A 26344-nucleotide genomic window follows, 5' to 3' on the forward strand; every position below is an offset into this window, starting at 1 on the left:
ATCCCCACCTTTACAACAGGAACGATCTACCTCATGATACTTTTCATACATTACTAGATTGTCCTCTTTCCTTAATCCACTCAGATAAAAGTACATGCTCTTTTTCAAAACTTCTACAATATTTAACTGCCCTATCTTAATTATCATTCTTTTACAAAAGCTGTATTTATTTATATTTCAGTGTTCTTAACATTGCGCATAATATTCGAGCCCTAAGTTCATCTCGAGAAGGAATATCCATTGATAATACAGAACGATCTAGTACACTTAACATTAATTTTGCTTCACGGCCTGTTATGATTCCCTCTTCTAATAAACGTATAATCATACTCTCTGCATTCCCTTGTGCAACGCTATGATCAATCATATGAAGCATTTGATCAATAATGTCTATATCATCATGCAGTTTGACTTTTATAATGCGAATGTAACCTCCTCCACCACGTTTACTTTCTACTACAAATCCTCTTTCTAATGTAAAACGGGTATTGATTACATAATTGATTTGAGATGGTACGCACTCGAATCGATCCGCAATCTCATTTCTTTTGATTTCAATCACATTATTATTACTTAAGTCAATAACTTGCTTTAGATATTGCTCAATGATATCAGATATATTTCTCATTTATCCGCCACCTTTATTGACTTTGACTATCTTTGACTTTAATTATATACGTATTAATAAAATTTGCAACTCTTTTGCTTATTCACTATCCTAGCCACATTCCCCTGCATTTAATCAAAATAGTAATTATTTAAGCATATTTTTTTAATTACTATGGATTATAAAAGAAAACACGAAAAAACACGAGTCATTTGACTCGTGTTTAGTTGCTTGGCGACGTCCTACTCTCACAGGGACAAGGTCCCAACTACCATCGGCGCTAGAGAGCTTAACTTCCGTGTTCGGTATGGGAACGGGTGTGACCTCTCTGCCATCATCACCAAACTATGAAGGCATATTCCTTCAAAACTAGATAACATTTGCTACATATTATATGGTTAAGTCCTCGATCTATTAGTATTCGTCAGCTCCACATGTCACCATGCTTCCACCTCGAACCTATCAACCTGATCATCTTTCAGGGATCTTACTAGCTTACGCTATGGGAAATCTCATCTTGAGGGGGGCTTCATGCTTAGATGCTTTCAGCACTTATCCCTTCCGCACATAGCTACCCAGCTATGCCCTTGGCAGAACAACTGGTACACCAGCGGTGCGTCCATCCCGGTCCTCTCGTACTAAGGACAGCTCCTCTCAAATTTCCTACGCCCACGACGGATAGGGACCGAACTGTCTCACGACGTTCTGAACCCAGCTCGCGTACCGCTTTAATGGGCGAACAGCCCAACCCTTGGGACCGACTACAGCCCCAGGATGCGATGAGCCGACATCGAGGTGCCAAACCTCCCCGTCGATGTGGACTCTTGGGGGAGATAAGCCTGTTATCCCGGGGTAGCTTTTATCCGTTGAGCGATGGCCCTTCCATGCGGAACCACCGGATCACTAAGCCCGACTTTCGTCCCTGCTCGACTTGTAGGTCTCGCAGTCAAGCTCCCTTATGCCTTTGCACTCTACGAATGATTTCCAACCATTCTGAGGGAACCTTTGGGCGCCTCCGTTACACTTTAGGAGGCGACCGCCCCAGTCAAACTGCCCACCTGACACTGTCTCCCGGGTCGATAAGACCCGTAGGTTAGAATTTCAATACAGTCAGGGCGGTATCCCACCAGCGCCTCCACCGAAGCTAGCGCTCCGGTTTCAATGGCTCCCGCCTATCCTGTACAAACTGTACCAAAATTCAATATCAGGCTACAGTAAAGCTCCACGGGGTCTTTCCGTCCTGTCGCGGGTAACCTGCATCTTCACAGGTACTATAATTTCACCGAGTCTCTGGTTGAGACAGTGCCCAAATCGTTACACCTTTCGTGCGGGTCGGAACTTACCCGACAAGGAATTTCGCTACCTTAGGACCGTTATAGTTACGGCCGCCGTTTACTGGGGCTTCAGTTCAGAGCTTCGCTTACGCTAACCCCTCTCCTTAACCTTCCAGCACCGGGCAGGTGTCACCCCCTATACTTCGCCTTACGGCTTCGCAGAGAGCTGTGTTTTGCTAAACAGTCGCTTGGGCCTATTCACTGCGGCTTTCCGTTAAGCACCCTTCTCCCGAAGTTACGGGGTCATTTTGCCGAGTTCCTTAACCAGAGTTCTCTCGCACACCTTAGGATTCTCTCCTCGCCTACCTGTGTCGGTTTGCGGTACAGGCACCTTTTATCTCGCTAGAAGCTTTTCTTGGCAGCGGGAATCAAAGACTTCGCTCCATAAGGAGCTTCCCATCACAGCTCAGCCTTTACGATAAGCGGATTTGCCTACTTATCAGCCTAACTGCTTGGACGTGCACAACCAATCGCACGCTTCTTCTATCCTTCTGCGTCCCTCCATTGCTCAAACGATAAAGAGGTGGTACAGGAATATCAACCTGTTGTCCATCGCCTACGCCTGTCGGCCTCGGCTTAGGTCCTGACTAACCCTGAGCGGACGAGCCTTCCTCAGGAAACCTTAGGCATTCGGTGGACGGGATTCTCACCCGTCTTTCGCTACTCATACCGGCATTCTCACTTCTAAGCACTCCACCAGTCCTTCCGGTCTGACTTCACTGTCCTTAGAACGCTCCCTACCACTGATACCATTGGTATCAATCCGCAGCTTCGGTGGTGTATTTAGCCCCGGTACATTTTCGGCGCAGAGTCACTCGACTAGTGAGCTATTACGCACTCTTTAAATGGTGGCTGCTTCTAAGCCAACATCCTAGTTGTCTAAGCAACTCCACATCCTTTTCCACTTAATACACACTTTGGGACCTTAGCTGGCGGTCTGGGCTGTTTCCCTTTGACTACGGATCTTATCACTCGCAGTCTGACTCCTAAGGATAAGTCATTGGCATTCGGAGTTTGACTGAATTCGGTAATCCGATGAGGACCCTAGTCCAATCAGTGCTCTACCTCCAAGACTCTTACACTTAAGGCTAGCCCTAAAGCTATTTCGGGGAGAACCAGCTATCTCCAGGTTCGATTGGAATTTCTCCGCTACCCACACCTCATCCCCGCACTTTTCAACGTGCGTGGGTTCGGGCCTCCATTCAGTGTTACCTGAACTTCACCCTGGACATGGGTAGATCACCTGGTTTCGGGTCTACGACCACGTACTAAACGCCCTATTCAGACTCGCTTTCGCTGCGGCTCCGCCTCTTCAGCTTAACCTCGCACGGGATCGTAACTCGCCGGTTCATTCTACAAAGGCACGCCATCACCCATTAACGGGCTCTGACTATTTGTAGGCACACGGTTTCAGGATCTCTTTCACTCCCCTTCCGGGTGCTTTTCACCTTTCCCTCACGGTACTGGTTCACTATCGATCACTAGGAGTATTTAGCCTTGGGAGATGGTCCTCCCAGATTCCGACGGAATTTCACGTGTTCCGCCGTACTCAGGATACATTCAAGAGAGAACGAAGTTTCGACTACGGGGTTGTTACCCTCTACGACGGACCTTTCCAGGTCGCTTCGTCTACCTCGTTCCTTTGTAACTCCGTATAGAATGTCCTACAACCCCAAGAGGCAAGCCTCTTGGTTTGGGCTATGTTCCGTTTCGCTCGCCGCTACTCAGGAAATCGCATTTGCTTTCTCTTCCTCCAGGTACTTAGATGTTTCAGTTCCCTGGGTCTGTCTTCCTTACCCTATGTATTCAGATAAGGATACCATACCATTACGTATGGTGGGTTTCCCCATTCGGAAATCTTCGGATCAAAGCTTACTTACAGCTCCCCGAAGCATATCGGCGTTAGTCCCGTCCTTCATCGACTCCTAGTGTCAAGGCATCCACCGTGCGCCCTTTCTAACTTAACCAAACTAAAAATTAAAAAATATGAGCTACACTGTTATCTAGTTTTCAAAGAACATACATTTATATATGAGAGATAGTTCTCTCAAAACTGAACAAAACGAAACACGGAAACTTATATTGATGAACAGCGTTCATCAATTCTCCATAGAAAGGAGGTGATCCAGCCGCACCTTCCGATACGGCTACCTTGTTACGACTTCACCCCAATCATCTGTCCCACCTTAGGCGGCTGGCTCCAAAAAGGTTACCCCACCGACTTCGGGTGTTACAAACTCTCGTGGTGTGACGGGCGGTGTGTACAAGGCCCGGGAACGTATTCACCGCGGCATGCTGATCCGCGATTACTAGCGATTCCAGCTTCATGTAGGCGAGTTGCAGCCTACAATCCGAACTGAGAACGGTTTTATGAGATTAGCTCCACCTCGCGGTCTTGCAGCTCTTTGTACCGTCCATTGTAGCACGTGTGTAGCCCAGGTCATAAGGGGCATGATGATTTGACGTCATCCCCACCTTCCTCCGGTTTGTCACCGGCAGTCACCTTAGAGTGCCCAACTTAATGATGGCAACTAAGATCAAGGGTTGCGCTCGTTGCGGGACTTAACCCAACATCTCACGACACGAGCTGACGACAACCATGCACCACCTGTCACTCTGCTCCCGAAGGAGAAGCCCTATCTCTAGGGTTTTCAGAGGATGTCAAGACCTGGTAAGGTTCTTCGCGTTGCTTCGAATTAAACCACATGCTCCACCGCTTGTGCGGGCCCCCGTCAATTCCTTTGAGTTTCAGCCTTGCGGCCGTACTCCCCAGGCGGAGTGCTTAATGCGTTAACTTCAGCACTAAAGGGCGGAAACCCTCTAACACTTAGCACTCATCGTTTACGGCGTGGACTACCAGGGTATCTAATCCTGTTTGCTCCCCACGCTTTCGCGCCTCAGTGTCAGTTACAGACCAGAAAGTCGCCTTCGCCACTGGTGTTCCTCCATATCTCTACGCATTTCACCGCTACACATGGAATTCCACTTTCCTCTTCTGCACTCAAGTCTCCCAGTTTCCAATGACCCTCCACGGTTGAGCCGTGGGCTTTCACATCAGACTTAAGAAACCACCTGCGCGCGCTTTACGCCCAATAATTCCGGATAACGCTTGCCACCTACGTATTACCGCGGCTGCTGGCACGTAGTTAGCCGTGGCTTTCTGGTTAGGTACCGTCAAGGTGCCAGCTTATTCAACTAGCACTTGTTCTTCCCTAACAACAGAGTTTTACGACCCGAAAGCCTTCATCACTCACGCGGCGTTGCTCCGTCAGACTTTCGTCCATTGCGGAAGATTCCCTACTGCTGCCTCCGTAGGAGTCTGGGCCGTGTCTCAGTCCCAGTGTGGCCGATCACCCTCTCAGGTCGGCTACGCATCGTTGCCTTGGTGAGCCGTTACCTCACCAACTAGCTAATGCGACGCGGGTCCATCCATAAGTGACAGCCGAAGCCGCCTTTCAATTTCGAACCATGCGGTTCAAAATGTTATCCGGTATTAGCCCCGGTTTCCCGGAGTTATCCCAGTCTTATGGGCAGGTTACCCACGTGTTACTCACCCGTCCGCCGCTAACTTCATAAGAGCAAGCTCTTAATCCATTCGCTCGACTTGCATGTATTAGGCACGCCGCCAGCGTTCATCCTGAGCCAGGATCAAACTCTCCAATAAAGTTAGTTTGTCTAGCATCTAAAATAAAAATTGACGTTTCACGTTGTTTGTTTCGTTCAGTTTTCAAAGAACTAATGGTGGAGCCTAGCGGGATCGAACCGCTGACCTCCTGCGTGCAAGGCAGGCGCTCTCCCAGCTGAGCTAAGGCCCCAAACAAGTATCGGGAAGACAGGATTTGAACCTGCGACCCCCTGGTCCCAAACCAGGTGCTCTACCAAGCTGAGCCACTTCCCGAAAGAAAACGCGCCCGAGAGGAGTCGAACCCCTAACCTCTTGATCCGTAGTCAAACGCTCTATCCAATTGAGCTACGGGCGCATATGGTGCCGAGGGCGGGGGTCGAACCCGCACGGTGGTCACCCACCGCAGGATTTTAAGTCCTGTGCGTCTGCCTGTTCCGCCACCCCGGCATGTCATATTGAAAATTGGAGCGGAAGACGGGATTCGAACCCGCGACCCCAACCTTGGCAAGGTTGTATTCTACCACTGAACTACTTCCGCAAGACATGTTTGAGATATTTTATTAAAAGTGCGGGTGAAGGGAGTCGAACCCCCACGCCAAAGGCGCTAGATCCTAAGTCTAGTGCGTCTGCCAATTCCGCCACACCCGCATATTAATTAAAATGGTGAGCCATGAAGGACTCGAACCTTCGACCCTCTGATTAAAAGTCAGATGCTCTACCAACTGAGCTAATGGCTCTTACAATAAAAACTGGTGCCGACTAGAGGACTTGAACCCCCAACCTACTGATTACAAGTCAGTTGCTCTACCAATTGAGCTAAGTCGGCTAAATGGTGGAGGATGACGGGATCGAACCGCCGACCCCCTGCTTGTAAGGCAGGTGCTCTCCCAGCTGAGCTAATCCTCCGGATTGCCTGGCAACGTCCTACTCTCACAGGGACAAGGTCCCAACTACCATCGGCGCTAGAGAGCTTAACTTCCGTGTTCGGTATGGGAACGGGTGTGACCTCTCTGCCATCATTACCAGACTGTATTCATTTAAGACAAGAATCATTGTAACTCATTTAACTTTTAAAGTCAATAAGTTTTTTATATTCTTTCAAAACTAGATAACATTGCTTCATATTATATGGTTAAGTCCTCGATCTATTAGTATTCGTCAGCTCCACATGTCACCATGCTTCCACCTCGAACCTATCAACCTGATCATCTTTCAGGGATCTTACTAGCTTACGCTATGGGAAATCTCATCTTGAGGGGGGCTTCATGCTTAGATGCTTTCAGCACTTATCCCTTCCGCACATAGCTACCCAGCTATGCCCTTGGCAGAACAACTGGTACACCAGCGGTGCGTCCATCCCGGTCCTCTCGTACTAAGGACAGCTCCTCTCAAATTTCCTACGCCCACGACGGATAGGGACCGAACTGTCTCACGACGTTCTGAACCCAGCTCGCGTACCGCTTTAATGGGCGAACAGCCCAACCCTTGGGACCGACTACAGCCCCAGGATGCGATGAGCCGACATCGAGGTGCCAAACCTCCCCGTCGATGTGGACTCTTGGGGGAGATAAGCCTGTTATCCCCGGGGTAGCTTTTATCCGTTGAGCGATGGCCCTTCCATGCGGAACCACCGGATCACTAAGCCCGACTTTCGTCCCTGCTCGACTTGTAGGTCTCGCAGTCAAGCTCCCTTATGCCTTTGCACTCTACGAATGATTTCCAACCATTCTGAGGGAACCTTTGGGCGCCTCCGTTACACTTTAGGAGGCGACCGCCCCAGTCAAACTGCCCACCTGACACTGTCTCCCGGGTCGATAAGACCCGTAGGTTAGAATTTCAATACAGTCAGGGCGGTATCCCACCAGCGCCTCCACCGAAGCTAGCGCTCCAGTTTCAATGGCTCCCGCCTATCCTGTACAAACTGTACCAAAATTCAATATCAGGCTACAGTAAAGCTCCACGGGGTCTTTCCGTCCTGTCGCGGGTAACCTGCATCTTCACAGGTACTATAATTTCACCGAGTCTCTGGTTGAGACAGTGCCCAAATCGTTACACCTTTCGTGCGGGTCGGAACTTACCCGACAAGGAATTTCGCTACCTTAGGACCGTTATAGTTACGGCCGCCGTTTACTGGGGCTTCAGTTCAGAGCTTCGCTTACGCTAACCCCTCTCCTTAACCTTCCAGCACCGGGCAGGTGTCACCCTATACTTCGCCTTACGGCTTCGCAGAGAGCTGTGTTTTTGCTAAACAGTCGCTTGGGCCTATTCACTGCGGCTTTCCGTTAAGAAAGCACCCCTTCTCCCGAAGTTACGGGGTCATTTTGCCGAGTTCCTTAACCAGAGTTCTCTCGCACACCTTAGGATTCTCTCCTCGCCTACCTGTGTCGGTTTGCGGTACAGGCACCTTTATCTCGCTAGAAGCTTTTCTTGGCAGCGGGAATCAAAGACTTCGCTCCATAAGGAGCTTCCCCATCACAGCTCAGCCTTTACGATAAGCGGATTTGCCTACTTATCAGCCTAACTGCTTGGACGTGCACAACCAATCGCACGCTTCTTCTATCCTTCTGCGTCCCTCCATTGCTCAAACGATAAAGAGGTGGTACAGGAATATCAACCTGTTGTCCATCGCCTACGCCTGTCGGCCTCGGCTTAGGTCCTGACTAACCCTGAGCGGACGAGCCTTCCTCAGGAAACCTTAGGCATTCGGTGGACGGGATTCTCACCCGTCTTTCGCTACTCATACCGGCATTCTCACTTCTAAGCACTCCACCAGTCCTTCCGGTCTGACTTCACTGTCCTTAGAACGCTCCCTACCACTGATACCATTGGTATCAATCCGCAGCTTCGGTGGTGTATTTAGCCCCGGTACATTTTCGGCGCAGAGTCACTCGACTAGTGAGCTATTACGCACTCTTTAAATGGTGGCTGCTTCTAAGCCAACATCCTAGTTGTCTAAGCAACTCCACATCCTTTTCCACTTAATACACACTTTGGGACCTTAGCTGGCGGTCTGGGCTGTTTCCTTTGACTACGGATCTTATCACTCGCAGTCTGACTCCTAAGGATAAGTCATTGGCATTCGGAGTTTGACTGAATTCGGTAATCCGATGAGGACCCCTAGTCCAATCAGTGCTCTACCTCCAAGACTCTTACACTTAAGGCTAGCCCTAAAGCTATTTCGGGGAGAACCAGCTATCTCCAGGTTCGATTGAATTTCTCCGCTACCCACACCTCATCCCCGCACTTTTCAACGTGCGTGGGTTCGGGCCTCCATTCAGTGTTACCTGAACTTCACCCTGGACATGGGTAGATCACCTGGTTTCGGGTCTACGACCACGTACTAAACGCCCTATTCAGACTCGCTTTCGCTGCGGCTCCGCCTCTTCAGCTTAACCTCGCACGGGATCGTAACTCGCCGGTTCATTCTACAAAAGGCACGCCATCACCCATTAACGGGCTCTGACTATTTGTAGGCACACGGTTTCAGGATCTCTTTCACTCCCCTTCCGGGGTGCTTTTCACCTTTCCCTCACGGTACTGGTTCACTATCGATCACTAGGGAGTATTTAGCCTTGGGAGATGGTCCTCCCAGATTCCGACGGAATTTCACGTGTTCCGCCGTACTCAGGATACATTCAAGAGAGAACGAAGTTTCGACTACGGGGTTGTTACCCTCTACGACGGACCTTTCCAGGTCGCTTCGTCTACCTCGTTCCTTTGTAACTCCGTATAGAATGTCCTACAACCCCAAGAGGCAAGCCTCTTGGTTTGGGCTATGTTCCGTTTCGCTCGCCGCTACTCAGGAAATCGCATTTGCTTTCTCTTCCTCCAGGTACTTAGATGTTTCAGTTCCCTGGGTCTGTCTTCCTTACCCTATGTATTCAGATAAGGATACCATACCATTACGTATGGTGGGTTTCCCCATTCGGAAATCTTCGGATCAAAGCTTACTTACAGCTCCCCGAAGCATATCGGCGTTAGTCCCGTCCTTCATCGACTCCTAGTGTCAAGGCATCCACCGTGCGCCCTTTCTAACTTAACCAAACTAAAAATTAAAAAATATGAGCTACACTGTTATCTAGTTTTCAAAGAACATACATTTATATATGAGAGATAGTTCTCTCAAAACTGAACAAAACGAAACACGGAAACTTATATTGATGAACAGCGTTCATCAATTCTCCATAGAAAGGAGGTGATCCAGCCGCACCTTCCGATACGGCTACCTTGTTACGACTTCACCCCAATCATCTGTCCCACCTTAGGCGGCTGGCTCCAAAGGTTACCCCACCGACTTCGGGTGTTACAAACTCGTGGTGTGACGGGCGGTGTGTACAAGGCCCGGGAACGTATTCACCGCGGCATGCTGATCCGCGATTACTAGCGATTCCAGCTTCATGTAGGCGAGTTGCAGCCTACAATCCGAACTGAGAACGGTTTTATGAGATTAGCTCCACCTCGCGGTCTTGCAGCTCTTTGTACCGTCCATTGTAGCACGTGTGTAGCCCAGGTCATAAGGGGCATGATGATTTGACGTCATCCCCACCTTCCTCCGGTTTGTCACCGGCAGTCACCTTAGAGTGCCCAACTTAATGATGGCAACTAAGATCAAGGGTTGCGCTCGTTGCGGGACTTAACCCAACATCTCACGACACGAGCTGACGACAACCATGCACCACCTGTCACTCTGCTCCCGAAGGAGAAGCCCTATCTCTAGGGTTTTCAGAGGATGTCAAGACCTGGTAAGGTTCTTCGCGTTGCTTCGAATTAAACCACATGCTCCACCGCTTGTGCGGGCCCCCGTCAATTCCTTTGAGTTTCAGCCTTGCGGCCGTACTCCCCAGGCGGAGTGCTTAATGCGTTAACTTCAGCACTAAAGGGCGGAAACCCTCTAACACTTAGCACTCATCGTTTACGGCGTGGACTACCAGGGTATCTAATCCTGTTTGCTCCCACGCTTTCGCGCCTCAGTGTCAGTTACAGACCAGAAAGTCGCCTTCGCCACTGGTGTTCCTCCATATCTCTACGCATTTCACCGCTACACATGGAATTCCACTTTCCTCTTCTGCACTCAAGTCTCCCAGTTTCCAATGACCCTCCACGGTTGAGCCGTGGGCTTTCACATCAGACTTAAGAAACCACCTGCGCGCGCTTTACGCCCAATAATTCCGGATAACGCTTGCCACCTACGTATTACCGCGGCTGCTGGCACGTAGTTAGCCGTGGCTTTCTGGTTAGGTACCGTCAAGGTGCCAGCTTATTCAACTAGCACTTGTTCTTCCCTAACAACAGAGTTTTACGACCCGAAAGCCTTCATCACTCACGCGGCGTTGCTCCGTCAGACTTTCGTCCATTGCGGAAGATTCCCTACTGCTGCCTCCCGTAGGAGTCTGGGCCGTGTCTCAGTCCCAGTGTGGCCGATCACCCTCTCAGGTCGGCTACGCATCGTTGCCTTGGTGAGCCGTTACCTCACCAACTAGCTAATGCGACGCGGGTCCATCCATAAGTGACAGCTGAAGCCGCCTTTCAATTTCGAACCATGCAGTTCAAAATGTTATCCGGTATTAGCCCCGGTTTCCCGGAGTTATCCCAGTCTTATGGGCAGGTTACCCACGTGTTACTCACCCGTCCGCCGCTAACTTCATAAGAGCAAGCTCTTAATCCATTCGCTCGACTTGCATGTATTAGGCACGCCGCCAGCGTTCATCCTGAGCCAGGATCAAACTCTCCAATAAAGTTAGTTTGTCTAGCATCTAAAATAAAAATTGACGTTTCACGTTGTTTGTTTCGTTCAGTTTTCAAAGAACTACTTCGTCGCTCAGAAGCGACTTTATCAATATAACATTTCGTTATATTTTCGTCAACAACTTTTTTTCAATAAGTTGTTTTTCGTTTGTTTTGTTTGTTACCTTTCGTGGCAACGAATATAAATATACCAGTTTGATTATTAAAATGCAATAGTTTTTCTAATAAAATTTTTAACTTAGTAAAAAAGTATAAAAACAGCACATTTCTTCTATATAAATATAATTTCTCGCACTATCAAGACTTACTATACCCACGCAACTCATGCTCAAATAAAAAAAGCTTTGGAGAAATCTCCAAAGCTTAGTCTTGTTTATGGCGCATAGCAGGGAATAATAATACATCACGAATAGATGGTGCATTTGTTAATAACATAACTAGACGATCAATACCGATTCCTAATCCACCCGTAGGAGGCATACCGTACTCAAGAGCTTCAATATAATCGTCATCCATCATATGAGCTTCATCATTACCTTGTTCGCGCTCTTTTAATTGCGCTTCAAAACGTTCTTTTTGATCGATTGGATCATTTAACTCAGTGAATGCATTTGCATGTTCACGTGCAACGATAAATAATTCGAAACGATCTGTAAATCTTGGATCTTCATCATTCTTTTTCGCAAGCGGTGAGATTTCTACCGGATGACCGTAAATAAATGTTGGTTGGATTAATTTATCTTCTACTTTTTGTTCGAAGAATTCATTTATAATATGACCAACTTCCATTGTATCTTTAATTTCTACATTATGTTCTTTTGCAAGCTCACGCGCTTCTTCTACACTCATCGGATTCCAGAAATCAGCTCCAGAGTATTGCTTAATCGCATCTACCATATGAAGACGTGTCCATTCTGGTTCTAGATTAATTTCATAATCACCATACTGGATTGTTGTTGTACCCAGTACTTTTTTCGCGATATGAGCAACCATATCTTCTGTTAACTTCATAATATCTTTATAATCAGCGTATGCTTCATATAATTCAATCATCGTAAACTCAGGGTTATGACGAGTTGATACACCCTCATTACGGAATACACGGCCGATCTCATATACTTTTTCCAAACCACCCACAATAAGACGCTTTAAATGTAGCTCAATTGCGATACGCATATATAATTCCATATCTAACGCATTATGATGTGTAGTGAAAGGACGCGCAGAAGCTCCACCTGCAATTGCATGCATCATAGGTGTTTCCACTTCAAGATAACCGTTGTCATCTAGGTATCTTCTCATCTCACGAATGATTTTACTACGAGTAACGAACGTTTCACGACTTTCCATACTTGTAATTAAGTCTAAGTAACGTTGACGGTATCGTTGTTCAACATCTTTTAATCCATGGTATTTATCTGGTAATGGACGAAGAGATTTCGTTAATAGCGTAAAGCCTGTTGCTTTTACTGAAAGTTCTCCAACATTTGTTTTGAACACTTTACCTTCAATACCTACTAAATCACCTAAATCTGCTGTTTTAAATAATTCGTACTCGTCATCTCCAACAGCATCTTTACGAACATAAATTTGAACTTGTCCATGTAAATCTTGAACGTGTGCAAATCCAGCTTTCCCTTTTCCGCGTTTTGTCATAATACGACCAGCGATAGAAACAGCGATTTCCTTCTCCTCTAATTCTTCCTTAGAGAACTCTCCATATAGACTCACTAAATCAGTTGTTGAATTTGTGCGTTCAAATCTTTTACCGAACGGGTCAATTCCTTGTTCACGTAAATTATGTAGCTTTTCACGACGAACAATCAATTGGTCGTTTAATTCTTCGTGGTTCATGTTATCCATGATATTGATATCACTCCAGCTCTATTTAATTTTACAATATATACAGTATAGCATTTTCTACTCAACTAGAAAAACTGCCAGCAACTAACTGGCAGCTCTTCTTTCTTTCACGTAATTATAGGAAGTGTATAGAAGAATGTCAATCTCCTATGTCCATTATTAACTAACGTAAATTGTTTGTTGTTTCGCTTCCACTTCTTCTACAAATGTACCTAACACATTCGCAAGGTCTTCCCGTGTGTTACAAGCATTAATACCATTACGTACACTCGCATTACCACGAACACCTTTTAAATACCAAGCTGCATGTTTTCTCATCTCTCTTACAGCGACACTTTCGTTCTTTAAGTCAATAAGACGATCTAGATGTAACATACATACATCAATTTTCTCGCGCACTGTTGGTTCCGGCATTAATTCACCTGTCTCCAAATACTTTACCGTACGATAAATCATCCACGGATCTCCAAGAGCCGCACGACCAATCATAACACCATCTACACCAATTTCATCAAGCATACGCTTTGCATCTTGCGGCGTTGCGACATCACCATTTCCGATAACCGGGATATTTACAGATTGTTTTACTTGTTTAATAATATCCCAATCCGCTTTTCCTTCATACATTTGCACTCGTGTACGTCCGTGAACCGCCACAGCTTGGCCACCAGCACGCTCAACAGCCCTAGCATTTTCTATTGCGAAAATATGTTCTTCATCCCAACCGATACGCATTTTAACTGTAACCGGCTTTTCTACAGCATCTACAACCGCTGCTACCATTTCATATATTTTATTCGGATCTAAAAGCCACCTTGCCCCCGCATCACATTTAACGATTTTCGGCACTGGACAACCCATATTAATATCAATTATGTCTGCTGTCGTATATTTATCTACATATTTCGCAGCATCTACAAGAGTTTCTTTCTCTCCACCAAAAATTTGTAAACTTAATGGCTTTTCTCTCTCGTCGATATATAACATATCTAATGTTCTTTTATTATTAAGTAATATTGCCTTATCACTTACCATTTCAGCACAAACTAAGCCGGCACCAAATTCTTTTACTGTTAAACGGAATGCAGAGTTACACACTCCCGCCATCGGTGCTAGTACAACCGGATTTTTCATCTCGATATTTGCAATCTTTAACAATCAACCTACTCCTTCCTGTACAATCACTTTGGCATTAATTCCTCTATCGAAACATTTAATGCCTTAGCAACTTCTACTACAAAATCTTGAGAAGGCGATCTATTCCCTCTCTCAACCTCACCTAAAACAGATACAGATACCCCTAGTTCTTTAGCAAAACCTTCTTGTGTATAGCCTTTTAGCTTTCGAAAAGCACGAATGCGTCTTCCCCATTTTTCTGCTTCCATACCGTTACTCCCTCTCGCCTTTTCATTTCTTCTACTTGTGAACGTGAAATATTTTGTTTTATGTCTTGATTAATCTCTAACAACGGAACGATAACAAAAGCTCTTTCAAACATCCGCGGATGCGGAACAATAAGATTCTCTGCTTCAATATTCTCTTGATTATAAAGTAAAATGTCAAGGTCGATAGTCCTCGGCCCCCACCTAATTTCCCTTTTTCTTCCTAGGTCATTTTCTACTTTTTGTGTTACTTTCAATAACTCTTGTGGTGATAAATTGGTAGAAATTTTTATAACTAAATTTAAAAAGCAACTTTGGTCAGTATAGCCAACTGGCTCAGTTTCATATACAGATGAAATATCATCAACCTGAATATAAGGATTTTTATTTAAAAACTGAATCGCTTCAGTTAGATACGTATAACGCTCTCCAATATTTGACCCTAATGCAATGTAAGCTATATTGTTCATGGACGTTCTCTCGTAATTTCTACTGCTACAGCACGATAATGACCCGGTATCGGTGGATCCGGCTTAATTACCTTAATTGTACAGCGTGAAATACTTTCATATTGTTTTAATATATCTGCAGCAATATTTTCAGCGATACTCTCCACAAGCTTATACTTTCTATCCTCAACAACTTTTCTACATAATTCGAAAAGCTCTCCATAATTGACCGAATGCTCTAAGTCATCACTTTCCCCTGCACGCTTTAAATCCAACTCCACCGTTAAGTCAACTTTAAATCTCTGACCTAATTTATTCTCCTCTGGGAACACACCATGATAACCATAAAACTCCATATCATGGATATAAATTTTATCCAATTACCTTACCCCCTTACCAATCATCGCATCCATCATTTTAGCCATACGCGCCATTTCTTTCACATCATGGACACGAACAAACTCACAGCCCTTTTCAATACCAAGACAAACGGTAGCTCCTGTTCCCTCAAGGCGTTCCTCCACTGGCAAATCTAATACGTGCCCAATAAAGGACTTTCTCGAAGTACCTAAGAGAACTGGATAACCTAGCACATTTAACTGTTCTAAATTACGCATCGCCTCTAAGTTCTGCTCAGGTGTTTTAGCAAAACCGATACCTGGATCTAAAATAATATTCTCATCTGGCACACCAGCATTTTTAGCAATTTTAATACTGTCATACAAATCAGCAATCATATCCGCCATTAAATTACGATAATTCATATTATCGCGGTTATGCATTAAAATGATGGGTACATCATAATGAGCTGCGACTTCAGCAATTTTTGGCTCCGCCTTCGCTCCCCAAATATCATTAATAATATGAGCACCAGCCTCAATTGCTTGCTTTGCAACTTCAGCTTTATATGTATCGATAGATATAGGCAATTTTACTTCTTTTGAAACTGCTTGAATTATCGGGACAACTCGCTTTATTTCTTCTTCTACTGATACTTTAGCAAAACCTGGGCGAGTAGATTCGCCACCAATATCAATAATATGAGCACCTTGACCTTGCATTTCTTTTGCGTGACGTACCGCAGCATCTACCTCGTTGTAACTCCCACCATCAGAAAACGAATCTGGTGTTACATTTAAAATCCCCATAATTAATGTTTTTTCATTTAAATTCAATGTATATTCGCCGCAGCGCAAATCATAATCCCACTTCAAACTACACATCTCCTCTTCGTAATTCATTTCTGCTCCATAATTTCTCTCTTTGCATTCCATAAAGGTACATTAAACTTTTTGTAACCACTCCTACTTTACCCGGGAAATCCTGCGCTTCTATACGATAAAGCGGAACAATTTCTTGAATGGAGTTTGTTACGAAGACTTCATCCGCTGAAAGTAGCTCATCTTTTGTAAAGAAACCTTCCTTTACTTCTATATTTAATTCTTCAGCACTCTTTATAATAAACGCACGAGTGATACCATTTAAAATCCCTGTCTCTAACGAAGGTGTATATAAAACATCACCTTTCACAAAAAATAGATTCGAAACAATGCCCTCTGCAACATAACCTGCTTCAGTGAGGAAAATACCTTCCTTACTCACAACATTTCCAATTTCACGCTTCCCTAAAATATTATTTAAATAGTGATGAGACTTCAGGCGAAATGTCCCTTCCGGTGTATTTCGCACTTGTTTTAGAATAACACCTTCTTTTTCCACTACATCCCCTGGAGATGTTAAAGGTTTTATAAAAACAATAACAGAAGGCTCTTCATACATTTCCGTTTGTAATCCTATTTCATCTATACCCGCCGATACATTAAAACGTACATATGCATGCTTCAATTCATTCTTAGCGAGTAAATCTTTCAAAATAAGCATCACATCATTTTTTGTCATTGTCCATTTAATTTGCAATGTATCCAGCGCCTCTATTAAACGGTTATAATGATCATCCAATAAGAAAGGATGACCATTATAAATACGAAACGTTTCAAAAACTCCAAGACCATATAAATAACCATGATCATAAGGAGAAATTCTCGCTTCACTTGCTTCTACATACTGACCATTTACGTAAATTAACATAATGTCGCACTTGGACTGTATTTACGAATGAAATTCTGCAACAGCTCTTTCCCATGAGAAGTCATAATAGATTCTGGATGGAATTGCACACCCTCTATCGGTAATGTCTTATGACGAAGTGCCATAATTTCCCCTTCCTCTGTCCAAGATGTTACCTCTAAGCAATCGGGTAACGTCTCTTTCTTAACAATAAGGGAATGATAGCGCGTCGCAGTAAACGGATTAGGAATATCCGAAAAAATCGTCTTTCCATCATGATGCATAAGCGACGTTTTTCCATGCATTAATCGGTCTGCACGGACAACCTCTCCACCAAACACTTGTGCAATGGATTGATGCCCTAGACAAACACCCAAAATCGGAATCTTTCCAGCAAAGTATTTAATAACTTCCATACTAATCCCAGCTTCATTAGGACTACATGGGCCTGGAGAAATCATTAGAAAATCTGGTTTCATATTCTCAATATCTGAAATAGTCACTTCATCGTTACGTTTAACAACGAGCTCTTGTCCAAGTTCTCCAAGAAACTGCACTAAATTAAATGTAAAAGAATCATAATTATCAATCATTAATATCATTTCTCTCACCTAACCGTTTCTTCACTACGTTCTTTTGCACGCCATAAAGCAATCGCCTTTTTTAACGACTCTTTATATTCATTTTCCGGATTTGAATCAATTACAATTCCCGCCCCTGCTTGTACATGAGCTTTTCCATCTTTAGCAAGAAGTGTTCTAATTACAATATTCAATTCTGTATCTCCAGAATAACCAATCCAACCGATTGAACCTGTATAAATCCCTCTTCGAACAGGTTCTAATTCCTCAATAATTTCCATCGTACGTATTTTTGGGGCACCAGTAATTGTTCCCCCAGGGAATACAGCCTTCACTAAATCAAAAGCATCTTTATCTTCTTCCACCTCACCACGCACATTAGAAACAATATGCATAACATGTGAGTATTTCTCAATTACCATAAATTCATCTACTTCTACAGTGCCATATTTACAAACACGTCCTAAATCATTTCTTTCTAAATCCACAAGCATTACATGCTCTGCTCTTTCTTTTTCGTTCTCAATTAATTCTCTTGCTAATTCTTCATCCTCTTGCTCATCCGCGCCTCTAGATCTCGTTCCAGCAATTGGTCTTGTACTTACTTCAGTTCCTTGTTTCTTAATTAACAACTCTGGCGATCCACTAACGATTTGAAAATCCCCAAGCTCCAGGTAACCCATATATGGAGATGGATTAATTTCACGAAGACTTGTATAAATTTCTAGTGGGTGTGTCTGTAACGTTCTTTCTTGTCTCGTCGACAAGTTTACTTGGAACACATCACCCGCTCCAATATATTCTTGAATACATTCAACTGCCTTCATAAAGCCAGCTTCAGTAAAAGCAACTGCTTCACTTTTCTTTTCAGGACTTTCAAAGGGCACGGTCACTTCAGGCGCTTCTGTCATCCAAAGACTCTTCCACTCATTTAGCCGTTCTTTCGCCTCTTCATATTTATCTACATAATGCGTAATAACCCATAACACTTGTTCTTTTTGATCATAGACAAATACGTCATCAAATAATAAAAAGAAGATGTCAGGTATATCAATATCATCTTCCGCAAGAGAAGGCAGCTTTTCAATATAACGGATACAGTCATAACTGAAATAGCCAATTGCACCACCTTGAAAAGGCGGATACTCTGGGTTATAGTCCGTCTTCCATTGTTCCATATATTCTTGCATTAAATCTAACGGATTCCCTCGTTTTATTGTTTCCTTACCACTTTCACTTATATGTAACATTTCACCCTTCCCTCGGATTACCGCTACTGGGTTCAGCCCTACAATGTTATAACGACCGCCACGGCCGCTTTCTAACAAAATATGTTGCGATTTACCCTGAGAAAGAAATTTATATTGCTTAAAGAAATCTAACTGATATGGAATAGAAAGCGCTAAAGATTTTCTTCGTTGCATATCAACACCCCGTCTTCTTTTATCCCACCCTCTTAGATAAACCAGCTCAAACTACATAAGTTATTTATATAGAGATTGATTATACTCGAAGGCTAGTGAAAATAATTTAATTATACTACCTCTTATTTTACATGAAGTTTTCTAGTCATTCACTCTTTTCCTATTTCCAATCCCAAAAGAAAAAGCACCCTTTTTCAAGGATGCTTTTTCAATCGCGTTTAATTAGGATTCAAATTGATAAAGTGGTGTACTTAAATAACGTTCACCGTTACTCGGGATAATAACAAGTACCTTTTTCCCTTTACCTAACTTTTTCGCAACCTCTGTTGCTGCATAAATAACTGCGCCTGAAGAGATACCAACTAAAATACCTTCCTCTTTAGCCACTCTTCTCGCATATTCAAATGCTTGCTCTGTTTTCACTTGAATAATTTCATCATATACTTCTACATCCAACGTCTCCGGAACAAATCCCGCCCCAATTCCTTGGATTTTATGTGGACCTGGCTTCCCACCAGATAATACTGGTGAATCTGCAGGTTCTACTGCATAAATTTTAATATCTTTATACGCTTCCTTCAGTACTTCACCAGCACCAGTAATCGTTCCACCTGTACCAATACCTGCAATAAACGCATCTAATTGGTCGCCCATTTGTTCAATAATTTCTGGACCTGTTGTTAAACGGTGAATTTCTGGATTCGATTGGTTTTTGAACTGTTGTGGTATAAAGTAGCCATGTTCTTTTGCTAATTCAGTCGCTTTACGAATTGCTCCACCCATTCCTTCAGGCCCTGGAGTCAATACTAATTCCGCACCGTAAGCACGTAATAAATTACGACGCTCAATACTCATTGTTTCTGGCATTACTAAGATTGCATTATATCCTTTAGCAGCCGCTACCATCGCTAAACCAATTCCTGTGTTACCACTTGTCGGCTCAATGATTGTATCGCCCTCTTTTAATAATCCCTTTTTTTCAGCATCTTCAATCATAGCTAATGCGATACGATCTTTAACACTACTCCCCGGATTCATAAATTCTAATTTTAAGTATATATCTGCGCTGTCTGATTCTACGATGCGGTTCAACTTAACGATCGGCGTTTTCCCGATTAATTCTGAAACTGATTGTGCCACTCGCATTCCTGTCACTCCTAACACCGAGTATTTTTATTGGTTTTATCTATATTTAGATTTTGTCAGAAAATTCCCTGTTTGTCAATTCATTTGGAGGATTGCTCCTCTTAATTCCCTTATTACAAATTCTCGATTAAATTTGTAATATCTTCTTTAGAGAACTTGTATCGTTCATTACAGAAATGACAGTGAACTTCTGTCTCTTCCTCTTCTTCACGAACTTGCTCTAACTCTGTTTTACCTAAACTAATTAATACACTCTCAATACGCTCGCGTGAGCATGTGCAATTAAATTGAACATCCATTGTTTCTAATACTTTTACTTTATCTTCTCCAAGAACTGCATATAGTAGCTCTTCCGGAGAAAGACCTTGTTCAATCAACGTTGATACAGGTGGAATCTTTTGTAAACGGTCTTCAATAAATGAAATCGTTTCATCTTGCGCACCCGGCATAATTTGAAGGATGAATCCACCTGCCGCTAATATGCTATCATCTCCATTTACAAGAACACCAACACCTACGGAAGAAGGCGTTTGTTCAGAAACTGCAAAATAATACGTAAAGTCTTCTCCTAATTCTCCTGAAACGATTGGAGATTGACCAATAAACGGCTCACGCATTCCAATATCTTTAATTACAGTTACAAACCCCTCTGTACCTACTGCTTGATATACACGTAACTTCCCTTGTTCTGTTCCTTCAAAATCAACATGCGGATTCGTTACATAACCACGTACATCTCCATTTGCATGAGCATCTACTAAGATAGGGCCAATTGGACCATTACCTTCTACCTTAATCGTTAACTTTTGCTCACCCTTTAACATTGCGCCCATCATTGTACCCGCAGTCAAAGAACGCCCTAGTGCCGCTGAAGCTGTTCTCCATGTATCATGACGTCTTTGCGCCTCACTTACTGTATTTGTTGTACGCACACTATACGCACGCACTTCTCCATCAAATGCTAACGCTTTTACTAAATAATCTTTCATACGTATTTATTCACCTTTCTCATGCTGTAAATTTGCATTACGTTCATATAACATATACAAACCTTTTAACGTTAAAAACGGATCTACAATATCAATTACATTCGATTCTTCGGAAATTAATTTTGCCAATCCACCTGTTGCAATAACTTTAGGTTCTTGTCTAGCTTCTTCTTTCATACGCTTAACAATACCTTCCACTTGTCCAACATAACCATAAAGAATACCAGATTGCATCGCACTTACTGTATTTTTCCCAACAACACTGCTTGGTTTTGTAATTTCGATACGAGGAAGTTTTGCTGCTCTGCTATATAAAGCCTCTGCTGAAATCATAATTCCTGGCGTAATAACTCCACCCATATAATGTTTTTCTTCGTTAATATAACAATATGTAGTAGCCGTACCAAAATCAACAATAATGAGCGGACTTCCATATAAGTGGATTCCTGCTACTGCATTTACAATTCGGTCTGCGCCTACTTCACGCGGATTTTCATATTTAATATTTAGTCCTGTTTTTATCCCAGGCCCTACTACAAGCGGTTTAATTTTAAAATATTTTTCACACATGCGCTCTAAAGCAAACATAATTGGTGGTACGACTGAAGACACAATAATACCTTTCACATCTTCAAACGAAAGACCCTCATGCTCAAGCAATTGCTTTACAAGCATTCCATATTCATCTTCTGTCTTATGACGATCTGTTTCCATGCGCCAATGCTGACGAAGTTCCCCCTCTTCAAACACACCTAGTACAGCATTTGTGTTCCCTACATCCAATACAAAAATCATATTCTCACCACTTATCTTATTTAATCTATATTTGTGCAGTATGTATAAAACTTATAAAAACATCATATCACACATACTTATATAATCAGCTTTCCTATCCTCATCATTTTACAAAAAGATTGCTCTCTATTTCAATTTTTAATACTAGTTTTACTTAAATTACTTTATCCACTAAGTTCTCAATAGTAATTAACAAAGATTTTAACAAACAAAAAAGGAGTGACGATAGTCACTCCTTCACTTCTTACTTATCTTCTTTATCTTCATCGTCTTTCTTCATGTTGATGTTTACTTTCACATCATCTGAAGATGTTGGACGTTCTGGCAATCTGCCGTAATCACATAAATGATTGATTTGCTCTGCATCTAACGTTTCTACTTCAAGTAACGTTTGTGCGATAATATCTAGTTTATCACGGTTTTCAGTAAGAATTTGTTTTGCACGAGCATAACATTCTTTCATAATTGATTGCATTTCCATATCGATTTCATGTGCAATCGCATCACTATAGTTTTGTTCTGAGTGGAAGTCTCTTCCTAAGAACACTTGACCACCTTGCGAGCTACCAAATTGCATCGGTCCAAGTTTGTCACTCATACCAAATTCCGTAACCATACGTCTTGCAATACCAGTCGCACGTTGGAAGTCATTATGAGCACCTGTACTCACTTCACCAAATACAATCTCCTCAGCTACTCGGCCACCAAGTAAACCAGTGATTTTATCAAGTAACTCTGGTTTCGTCATGAAGTAACGATCTTCTTTCGGAAGCATTACCGCATATCCACCAGCCTGACCACGAGGGACAATTGTTACTTTATGAACGACATCTGCTTCATCAAGAACAACACCAATTACAGTATGACCTGCTTCATGGAAAGCAACGATATTACGTTCTTTTTCAGAGATAACACGACTTTTCTTAGCTGGACCTGCAATAACACGATCCGTCGCTTCATCGATATCACTCATATCAATTTTCTTCTTATCTTGACGTGCAGCTACTAAAGCAGCTTCGTTTAATAAGTTTTCAAGATCCGCACCAGAGAATCCTGGTGTACGAGTCGCAATTGCTCTTAAATTAATATGCTCATCAAGTGGTTTATTACGCGCATGTACTTTCAGTACAGCTTCACGGCCATTTACATCTGGACGATCTACTGTAATTTGACGGTCAAAACGACCTGGACGTAATAACGCTGGGTCAAGAATGTCTGGACGGTTTGTCGCAGCAACGATAATAATACCTTCGTTTGCACCGAATCCATCCATTTCAACAAGTAATTGGTTCAATGTTTGCTCACGCTCATCATGACCACCACCAAGACCTGCGCCACGTTGACGACCTACTGCATCAATTTCATCAATGAAAATGATACAAGGAGCATTTTTCTTTGCATTTTCAAATAAATCACGTACACGTGATGCACCGACACCGACAAACATCTCTACGAAGTCAGAACCACTGATAGAGAAGAATGGAACGCCAGCCTCACCTGCAACAGCACGTGCTAATAAAGTTTTACCTGTACCTGGAGGTCCAACTAATAGGACACCCTTTGGAATACGAGCACCAACTTCAGAGAACTTACGAGGGTCTTTCAAGAATTCAACTACCTCAACAAGTTCTTGTTTCTCTTCATCCGCACCAGCAACATCTCTGAAACGAACTTTTTTCTTTTCATCATTATATAACTTCGCCTTACTTTTCCCGAAGTTCATAACACGGCTACCGCCGCCTTGAGCTTGGTTTAATAAGAAGAAGAATAAAATGAAGATGATGACAAATGGAATGATTGAAGTAAAGAATGTTACCCAAGCACTTGTTTCTTCTGCTGGTTGATACTTAACTTCAGCACCTTTCGCTTTATCATTAATTTTCTTTTGTAATTCCTCAGTATTTGGTGCATAAGTAACAAATTGTTCTCCTTGGCTAGAGTTATTAAATTGTCCTTTTACCTCAAATACACCATTTTTCGGTTGAAGTTGCACATTACGCACTTCACCGCTTTCTAGTTTAGTAATGAATTTGTCGTAGCTAACTGATGTCGTTTTTTGTGTCGAACCATTAAAATAGCTCACGATTCCAATTACTACTAAGAATATCAGTAAATAAAAGATGGTATTACGGAAGATACGATTCATTCCTAACCTCCTCTCACGGCATAAACACTATAGTAAATCGTAACATAGAAAAACTTTCCTATACAATTGTGAAGCCTATATTTAATTAATTTGAGTAAACGCTTGGTTTTAATACGCCTACATAAGGAAGATTACGGTATTGCTCTTTATAATCTAATCCATATCCTACTACAAATTCATGTGGAACAGTAAATCCAACATAATCCGCTTTCAGATCAACCTTACGGCCTGTTGGCTTATCTAATAATGTAACAATTTTTACAGACTTCGCTTTACGATATTTGAATAAGTCTACTAAGTAGCTTAGTGTAAGACCACTATCAATAATATCTTCGACGATTAAAATATCGCGACCTTCTACAGAAGTATCAAGATCTTTTAAAATTTTCACTTCGCCTGTTGAAACTGTAGAGTGACCGTAACTAGATACAGCCATAAAATCCATTTCAAGATATGTATCTGTTCTCTTTAATAAATCTGCCATGAATGGCATTGCGCCTTTTAATACACCAATTGCAAGAGGTACTGTGTTTTTATAATCCTCTGCAATAATTGCACCTAGTTCGCGCACCTTTTCTTGTATTTGCTCTTCAGAAATTAATACTTTTTCGATATCTTGATTCATCATTTCATTATCCTCCCGGAAGACTCCTTGCTTTTGTAGTGAATAATCATATATTTATCCTTCTTTGCCATCTCTTTCGAAATTGCAAATGCAGATCGTTTCAACAAGGGTACCCAAATAATAGTCCCACTTGCATCACAAACGACCGGCCATTCTTCTCTTTTTTCTTTCGGTACTTTCGCTTCGATAAAAATAGCTTTTATCTTTTTCGTGCCATTCATACCTTGTATTGACATGCGATCTCCATTTTCTCTAGAACGAATACGAAGTGGATATGATATATCATTATACTTAGCAACAAATACTGTTTCATTCATGTTACTTGGTATATCTTCGCTCACCTCTGTTACAAATTCATCCCCGTTCAATAGCGTAATGGTCCCGGGTACTAATAAATCTTGTGAAAAAGGAGAGACAATTTCTTGTTTAAATCTAAAGCTACACTCCTCGTATGAACGAACAATTTTCAAATCACCCGGAAAATCAAGTGAACCTGAAGGTTGTGTCCGCTTAAAAAACTCAATCAACTTGTCAATATGTATAGAAGAAAGAGAAGATGGAATCTTATATTCATAAAGATAGTTTAATATTAGTTGAATCCCTCTTCTTTGTAAAGGCATAGACATGGATTCAAAGGCAGGAATTGATAAGCTAATTTGTTTATCACTTTTTTTTGTAATTACTTTATTCATTTTCTCAAAAGCTAATTCCTGCAAATAAGCCTCATCCTCTTGCATCTGCACGCTAAATTTTTGGAATTTCTCATGCATTTGTGGATTTTCTTCTTTCAAATGAGGAAGGACATATTTACGTAATCGATTCCTTGTATATACTTCCTTTTTATTACTCGGATCTATACGTGGCATTAAATTTAGCTTATTACAGTAATCAACAATTTCTTCCTTCGTTACGCCAAGTAACGGCCTAATTAAATATCCATTATGAAAAGGACGCTTCACTGCAATTCCTGCATATCCTTTCGGAGTACTCCCTCTTACAAGACGCATTAAAATTGTCTCGACTTGATCATCTCCATGATGTCCAAGAGCAACATATCTCGCATCATATTTCTTCATTATTCTTTCCAAAAATGCATATCTGCATTCTCTCGCAGCAACCTGTGCATTCATTCCGTATTGCTGTTGATATTGTGATACATTAATCCTTATCGTTTCACAAATAATTCCCAGTTCTTCACAAAGGCCCTGCACAAACTGTAAATCCTCATAAGATTCATCACCTCTAAACATATGATCCACATGAGCAACTACAATTTCCAACTGTTTTTCCGCTCTTTTTTCTAATAAATAATATAAAAGCGCTAACGAGTCAGGACCACCAGAAACTCCCACAACAATTGTTGAATCATTCTTTAATACATCATGCTGCTTTACAAAGTCATCTACTTTTTCAACAAATGTATCTTTCAACTTCGCAATCACCTTTCATTAAACAAGAACAGCAACCTTAGTCACCTTGTCTACAATGGTACAACTTTTACAAACATTGTGCAAAAAAAAGATATACAAAAATTACATTTTTATCTTACATCCTCCGTGTATATTC

At 42.5% G+C, this 26344-nt stretch carries 16 protein-coding genes, 9 tRNA genes and 6 rRNA genes; all 31 read right to left on the bottom strand.

What is annotated here, in order from left to right:
- Window positions 1-166 precede the first annotated feature (166 nt).
- The 31 genes from ctsR to tilS all read right to left on the bottom strand — a co-directional run bounded on the left by ctsR (window position 167) and on the right by tilS (window position 26208).
- Window positions 167-628, bottom strand: a complete 462-nt coding sequence (gene ctsR / locus IQ781_RS15120; RefSeq protein WP_001244565.1) for a transcriptional regulator CtsR — start codon at window positions 626-628, stop codon at window positions 167-169.
- A gap of 208 nt (window positions 629-836) precedes the next feature.
- Window positions 837-952: ribosomal RNA gene (gene rrf, locus IQ781_RS15125) — 5S ribosomal RNA — on the bottom strand.
- Between the two features lie 49 nt (window positions 953-1001).
- Window positions 1002-3908: ribosomal RNA gene (locus IQ781_RS15130) — 23S ribosomal RNA — on the bottom strand.
- A gap of 146 nt (window positions 3909-4054) precedes the next feature.
- Window positions 4055-5605: ribosomal RNA gene (locus tag IQ781_RS15135) — 16S ribosomal RNA — on the bottom strand.
- 75 nt (window positions 5606-5680) lie between these two features.
- A tRNA-Ala gene (locus IQ781_RS15140) sits at window positions 5681-5756 on the bottom strand.
- Window positions 5757-5765: 9 nt separating this feature from the next.
- Window positions 5766-5839: transfer RNA gene (locus IQ781_RS15145), tRNA-Pro, on the bottom strand.
- A gap of 8 nt (window positions 5840-5847) precedes the next feature.
- A tRNA-Arg gene (locus IQ781_RS15150) sits at window positions 5848-5921 on the bottom strand.
- A 3-nt stretch (window positions 5922-5924) separates the two neighbouring features.
- Window positions 5925-6013 (bottom strand) — tRNA-Leu (locus tag IQ781_RS15155).
- 16 nt (window positions 6014-6029) lie between these two features.
- Window positions 6030-6104, bottom strand: a tRNA-Gly gene (locus IQ781_RS15160).
- Between the two features lie 29 nt (window positions 6105-6133).
- Window positions 6134-6214: transfer RNA gene (locus tag IQ781_RS15165), tRNA-Leu, on the bottom strand.
- A gap of 13 nt (window positions 6215-6227) precedes the next feature.
- Window positions 6228-6303: transfer RNA gene (locus tag IQ781_RS15170), tRNA-Lys, on the bottom strand.
- 13 nt (window positions 6304-6316) lie between these two features.
- Window positions 6317-6392: transfer RNA gene (locus IQ781_RS15175), tRNA-Thr, on the bottom strand.
- Window positions 6393-6396: 4 nt separating this feature from the next.
- Window positions 6397-6472 (bottom strand) — tRNA-Val (locus IQ781_RS15180).
- Between the two features lie 5 nt (window positions 6473-6477).
- Window positions 6478-6593: ribosomal RNA gene (gene rrf, locus IQ781_RS15185) — 5S ribosomal RNA — on the bottom strand.
- Window positions 6594-6694: 101 nt separating this feature from the next.
- Window positions 6695-9608, bottom strand: a 23S ribosomal RNA gene (locus IQ781_RS15190).
- Between the two features lie 146 nt (window positions 9609-9754).
- Window positions 9755-11301: ribosomal RNA gene (locus tag IQ781_RS15195) — 16S ribosomal RNA — on the bottom strand.
- Together the 16S, 23S and 5S rRNA genes with 9 tRNA genes alongside form the textbook arrangement of a ribosomal RNA operon.
- A 373-nt stretch (window positions 11302-11674) precedes the next feature.
- Complete coding sequence (gene lysS / locus IQ781_RS15200) at window positions 11675-13174, bottom strand: lysine--tRNA ligase (protein ID WP_000369668.1); 1500 nt, start codon at window positions 13172-13174, stop codon at window positions 11675-11677.
- 159 nt (window positions 13175-13333) lie between these two features.
- Window positions 13334-14332 carry a tRNA dihydrouridine synthase DusB gene (gene dusB, locus IQ781_RS15205; RefSeq protein WP_050228961.1) on the bottom strand — a complete coding sequence of 333 codons (999 nt, stop codon included), beginning with the start codon at window positions 14330-14332 and terminating at the stop codon, window positions 13334-13336.
- Window positions 14333-14355: 23 nt separating this feature from the next.
- The gene (locus tag IQ781_RS15210; protein ID WP_000387031.1) at window positions 14356-14559 is read right to left on the bottom strand and encodes a helix-turn-helix domain-containing protein; all 204 of its coding nucleotides are present in this window, start codon (window positions 14557-14559) and stop codon (window positions 14356-14358) included.
- Window positions 14511-15026: a 2-amino-4-hydroxy-6-hydroxymethyldihydropteridine diphosphokinase gene (gene folK / locus IQ781_RS15215; RefSeq protein ID WP_001059450.1), complete on the bottom strand. Its 516-nt coding sequence runs from the start codon at window positions 15024-15026 to the stop codon at window positions 14511-14513. Before folK ends, IQ781_RS15210 begins: the two co-directional genes overlap by 49 nt.
- The gene (gene folB / locus IQ781_RS15220; RefSeq protein ID WP_000358062.1) at window positions 15023-15385 is read right to left on the bottom strand and encodes a dihydroneopterin aldolase; all 363 of its coding nucleotides are present in this window, start codon (window positions 15383-15385) and stop codon (window positions 15023-15025) included. Before folB ends, folK begins: the two co-directional genes overlap by 4 nt.
- A complete protein-coding gene (gene folP / locus IQ781_RS15225) occupies window positions 15386-16246 on the bottom strand; it encodes a dihydropteroate synthase (protein WP_002183026.1) in 861 nt (286 codons plus the stop codon). It lies immediately after the preceding gene.
- Window positions 16221-17093, bottom strand: a complete 873-nt coding sequence (pabC, locus tag IQ781_RS15230; RefSeq protein ID WP_065211612.1) for an aminodeoxychorismate lyase — start codon at window positions 17091-17093, stop codon at window positions 16221-16223. The genes folP and pabC overlap by 26 nt, the downstream gene beginning before the upstream one ends.
- Entirely contained in the window at window positions 17087-17674 is a 588-nt protein-coding gene (pabA, locus tag IQ781_RS15235; protein WP_060634867.1) for an aminodeoxychorismate/anthranilate synthase component II, read from the bottom strand. Before pabA ends, pabC begins: the two co-directional genes overlap by 7 nt.
- A 5-nt stretch (window positions 17675-17679) precedes the next feature.
- Window positions 17680-19077, bottom strand: coding sequence for an aminodeoxychorismate synthase component I (pabB, locus tag IQ781_RS15240; protein ID WP_001189726.1), 1398 nt, complete (start codon window positions 19075-19077; stop codon window positions 17680-17682).
- A gap of 222 nt (window positions 19078-19299) precedes the next feature.
- Window positions 19300-20223 (bottom strand): cysteine synthase A, encoded by a 924-nt coding sequence (cysK, locus tag IQ781_RS15245; protein ID WP_001261712.1) that lies wholly within the window; start codon window positions 20221-20223, stop codon window positions 19300-19302.
- A gap of 113 nt (window positions 20224-20336) precedes the next feature.
- Complete coding sequence (hslO, locus tag IQ781_RS15250; protein ID WP_000656372.1) at window positions 20337-21212, bottom strand: redox-regulated molecular chaperone HslO; 876 nt, start codon at window positions 21210-21212, stop codon at window positions 20337-20339.
- 6 nt (window positions 21213-21218) lie between these two features.
- A complete protein-coding gene (locus IQ781_RS15255) occupies window positions 21219-22007 on the bottom strand; it encodes a type III pantothenate kinase (protein ID WP_000578368.1) in 789 nt (262 codons plus the stop codon).
- A 244-nt stretch (window positions 22008-22251) separates the two neighbouring features.
- Window positions 22252-24153: an ATP-dependent zinc metalloprotease FtsH gene (gene ftsH, locus IQ781_RS15260; protein ID WP_001079674.1), complete on the bottom strand. Its 1902-nt coding sequence runs from the start codon at window positions 24151-24153 to the stop codon at window positions 22252-22254.
- 85 nt (window positions 24154-24238) lie between these two features.
- Window positions 24239-24781 carry a hypoxanthine phosphoribosyltransferase gene (gene hpt / locus IQ781_RS15265; RefSeq protein ID WP_000981842.1) on the bottom strand — a complete coding sequence of 181 codons (543 nt, stop codon included), beginning with the start codon at window positions 24779-24781 and terminating at the stop codon, window positions 24239-24241.
- A complete protein-coding gene (tilS, locus tag IQ781_RS15270; RefSeq protein ID WP_000655463.1) occupies window positions 24778-26208 on the bottom strand; it encodes a tRNA lysidine(34) synthetase TilS in 1431 nt (476 codons plus the stop codon). Before tilS ends, hpt begins: the two co-directional genes overlap by 4 nt.
- Between the last annotated feature and the right edge of the window lie 136 nt (window positions 26209-26344).

Origin of the sequence: Bacillus sp. N447-1 (assembly GCF_022701035.1) — a bacterium.
GTDB classification, from domain to species: Bacteria; Bacillota; Bacilli; order Bacillales; family Bacillaceae_G; genus Bacillus_A; species Bacillus_A cereus.

Bases quoted from the DNA above. Each gene is read 5' to 3' on its own strand.
- folP (WP_002183026.1), bottom strand. From the start codon at position 16,246: ATGAATTACGAAGAGGAGATGTGTAGTTTGAAGTGGGATTATGATTTG.
- IQ781_RS15255 (WP_000578368.1), bottom strand. From the start codon at position 22,007: ATGATTTTTGTATTGGATGTAGGGAACACAAATGCTGTACTAGGTGTG.
- pabA (WP_060634867.1), bottom strand. From the start codon at position 17,674: ATGATATTAATGATTGATAATTATGATTCTTTTACATTTAATTTAGTG.
- cysK (WP_001261712.1), bottom strand. From the start codon at position 20,223: ATGCGAGTGGCACAATCAGTTTCAGAATTAATCGGGAAAACGCCGATC.
- hpt (WP_000981842.1), bottom strand. From the start codon at position 24,781: ATGATGAATCAAGATATCGAAAAAGTATTAATTTCTGAAGAGCAAATA.
- ctsR (WP_001244565.1), bottom strand. From the start codon at position 628: ATGAGAAATATATCTGATATCATTGAGCAATATCTAAAGCAAGTTATT.
- lysS (WP_000369668.1), bottom strand. From the start codon at position 13,174: ATGGATAACATGAACCACGAAGAATTAAACGACCAATTGATTGTTCGT.
- hslO (WP_000656372.1), bottom strand. From the start codon at position 21,212: ATGAAAGATTATTTAGTAAAAGCGTTAGCATTTGATGGAGAAGTGCGT.
- IQ781_RS15210 (WP_000387031.1), bottom strand. From the start codon at position 14,559: ATGGAAGCAGAAAAATGGGGAAGACGCATTCGTGCTTTTCGAAAGCTA.
- pabC (WP_065211612.1), bottom strand. From the start codon at position 17,093: ATGTTAATTTACGTAAATGGTCAGTATGTAGAAGCAAGTGAAGCGAGA.
- pabB (WP_001189726.1), bottom strand. From the start codon at position 19,077: ATGCAACGAAGAAAATCTTTAGCGCTTTCTATTCCATATCAGTTAGAT.
- folK (WP_001059450.1), bottom strand. From the start codon at position 15,026: ATGAACAATATAGCTTACATTGCATTAGGGTCAAATATTGGAGAGCGT.
- ftsH (WP_001079674.1), bottom strand. From the start codon at position 24,153: ATGAATCGTATCTTCCGTAATACCATCTTTTATTTACTGATATTCTTA.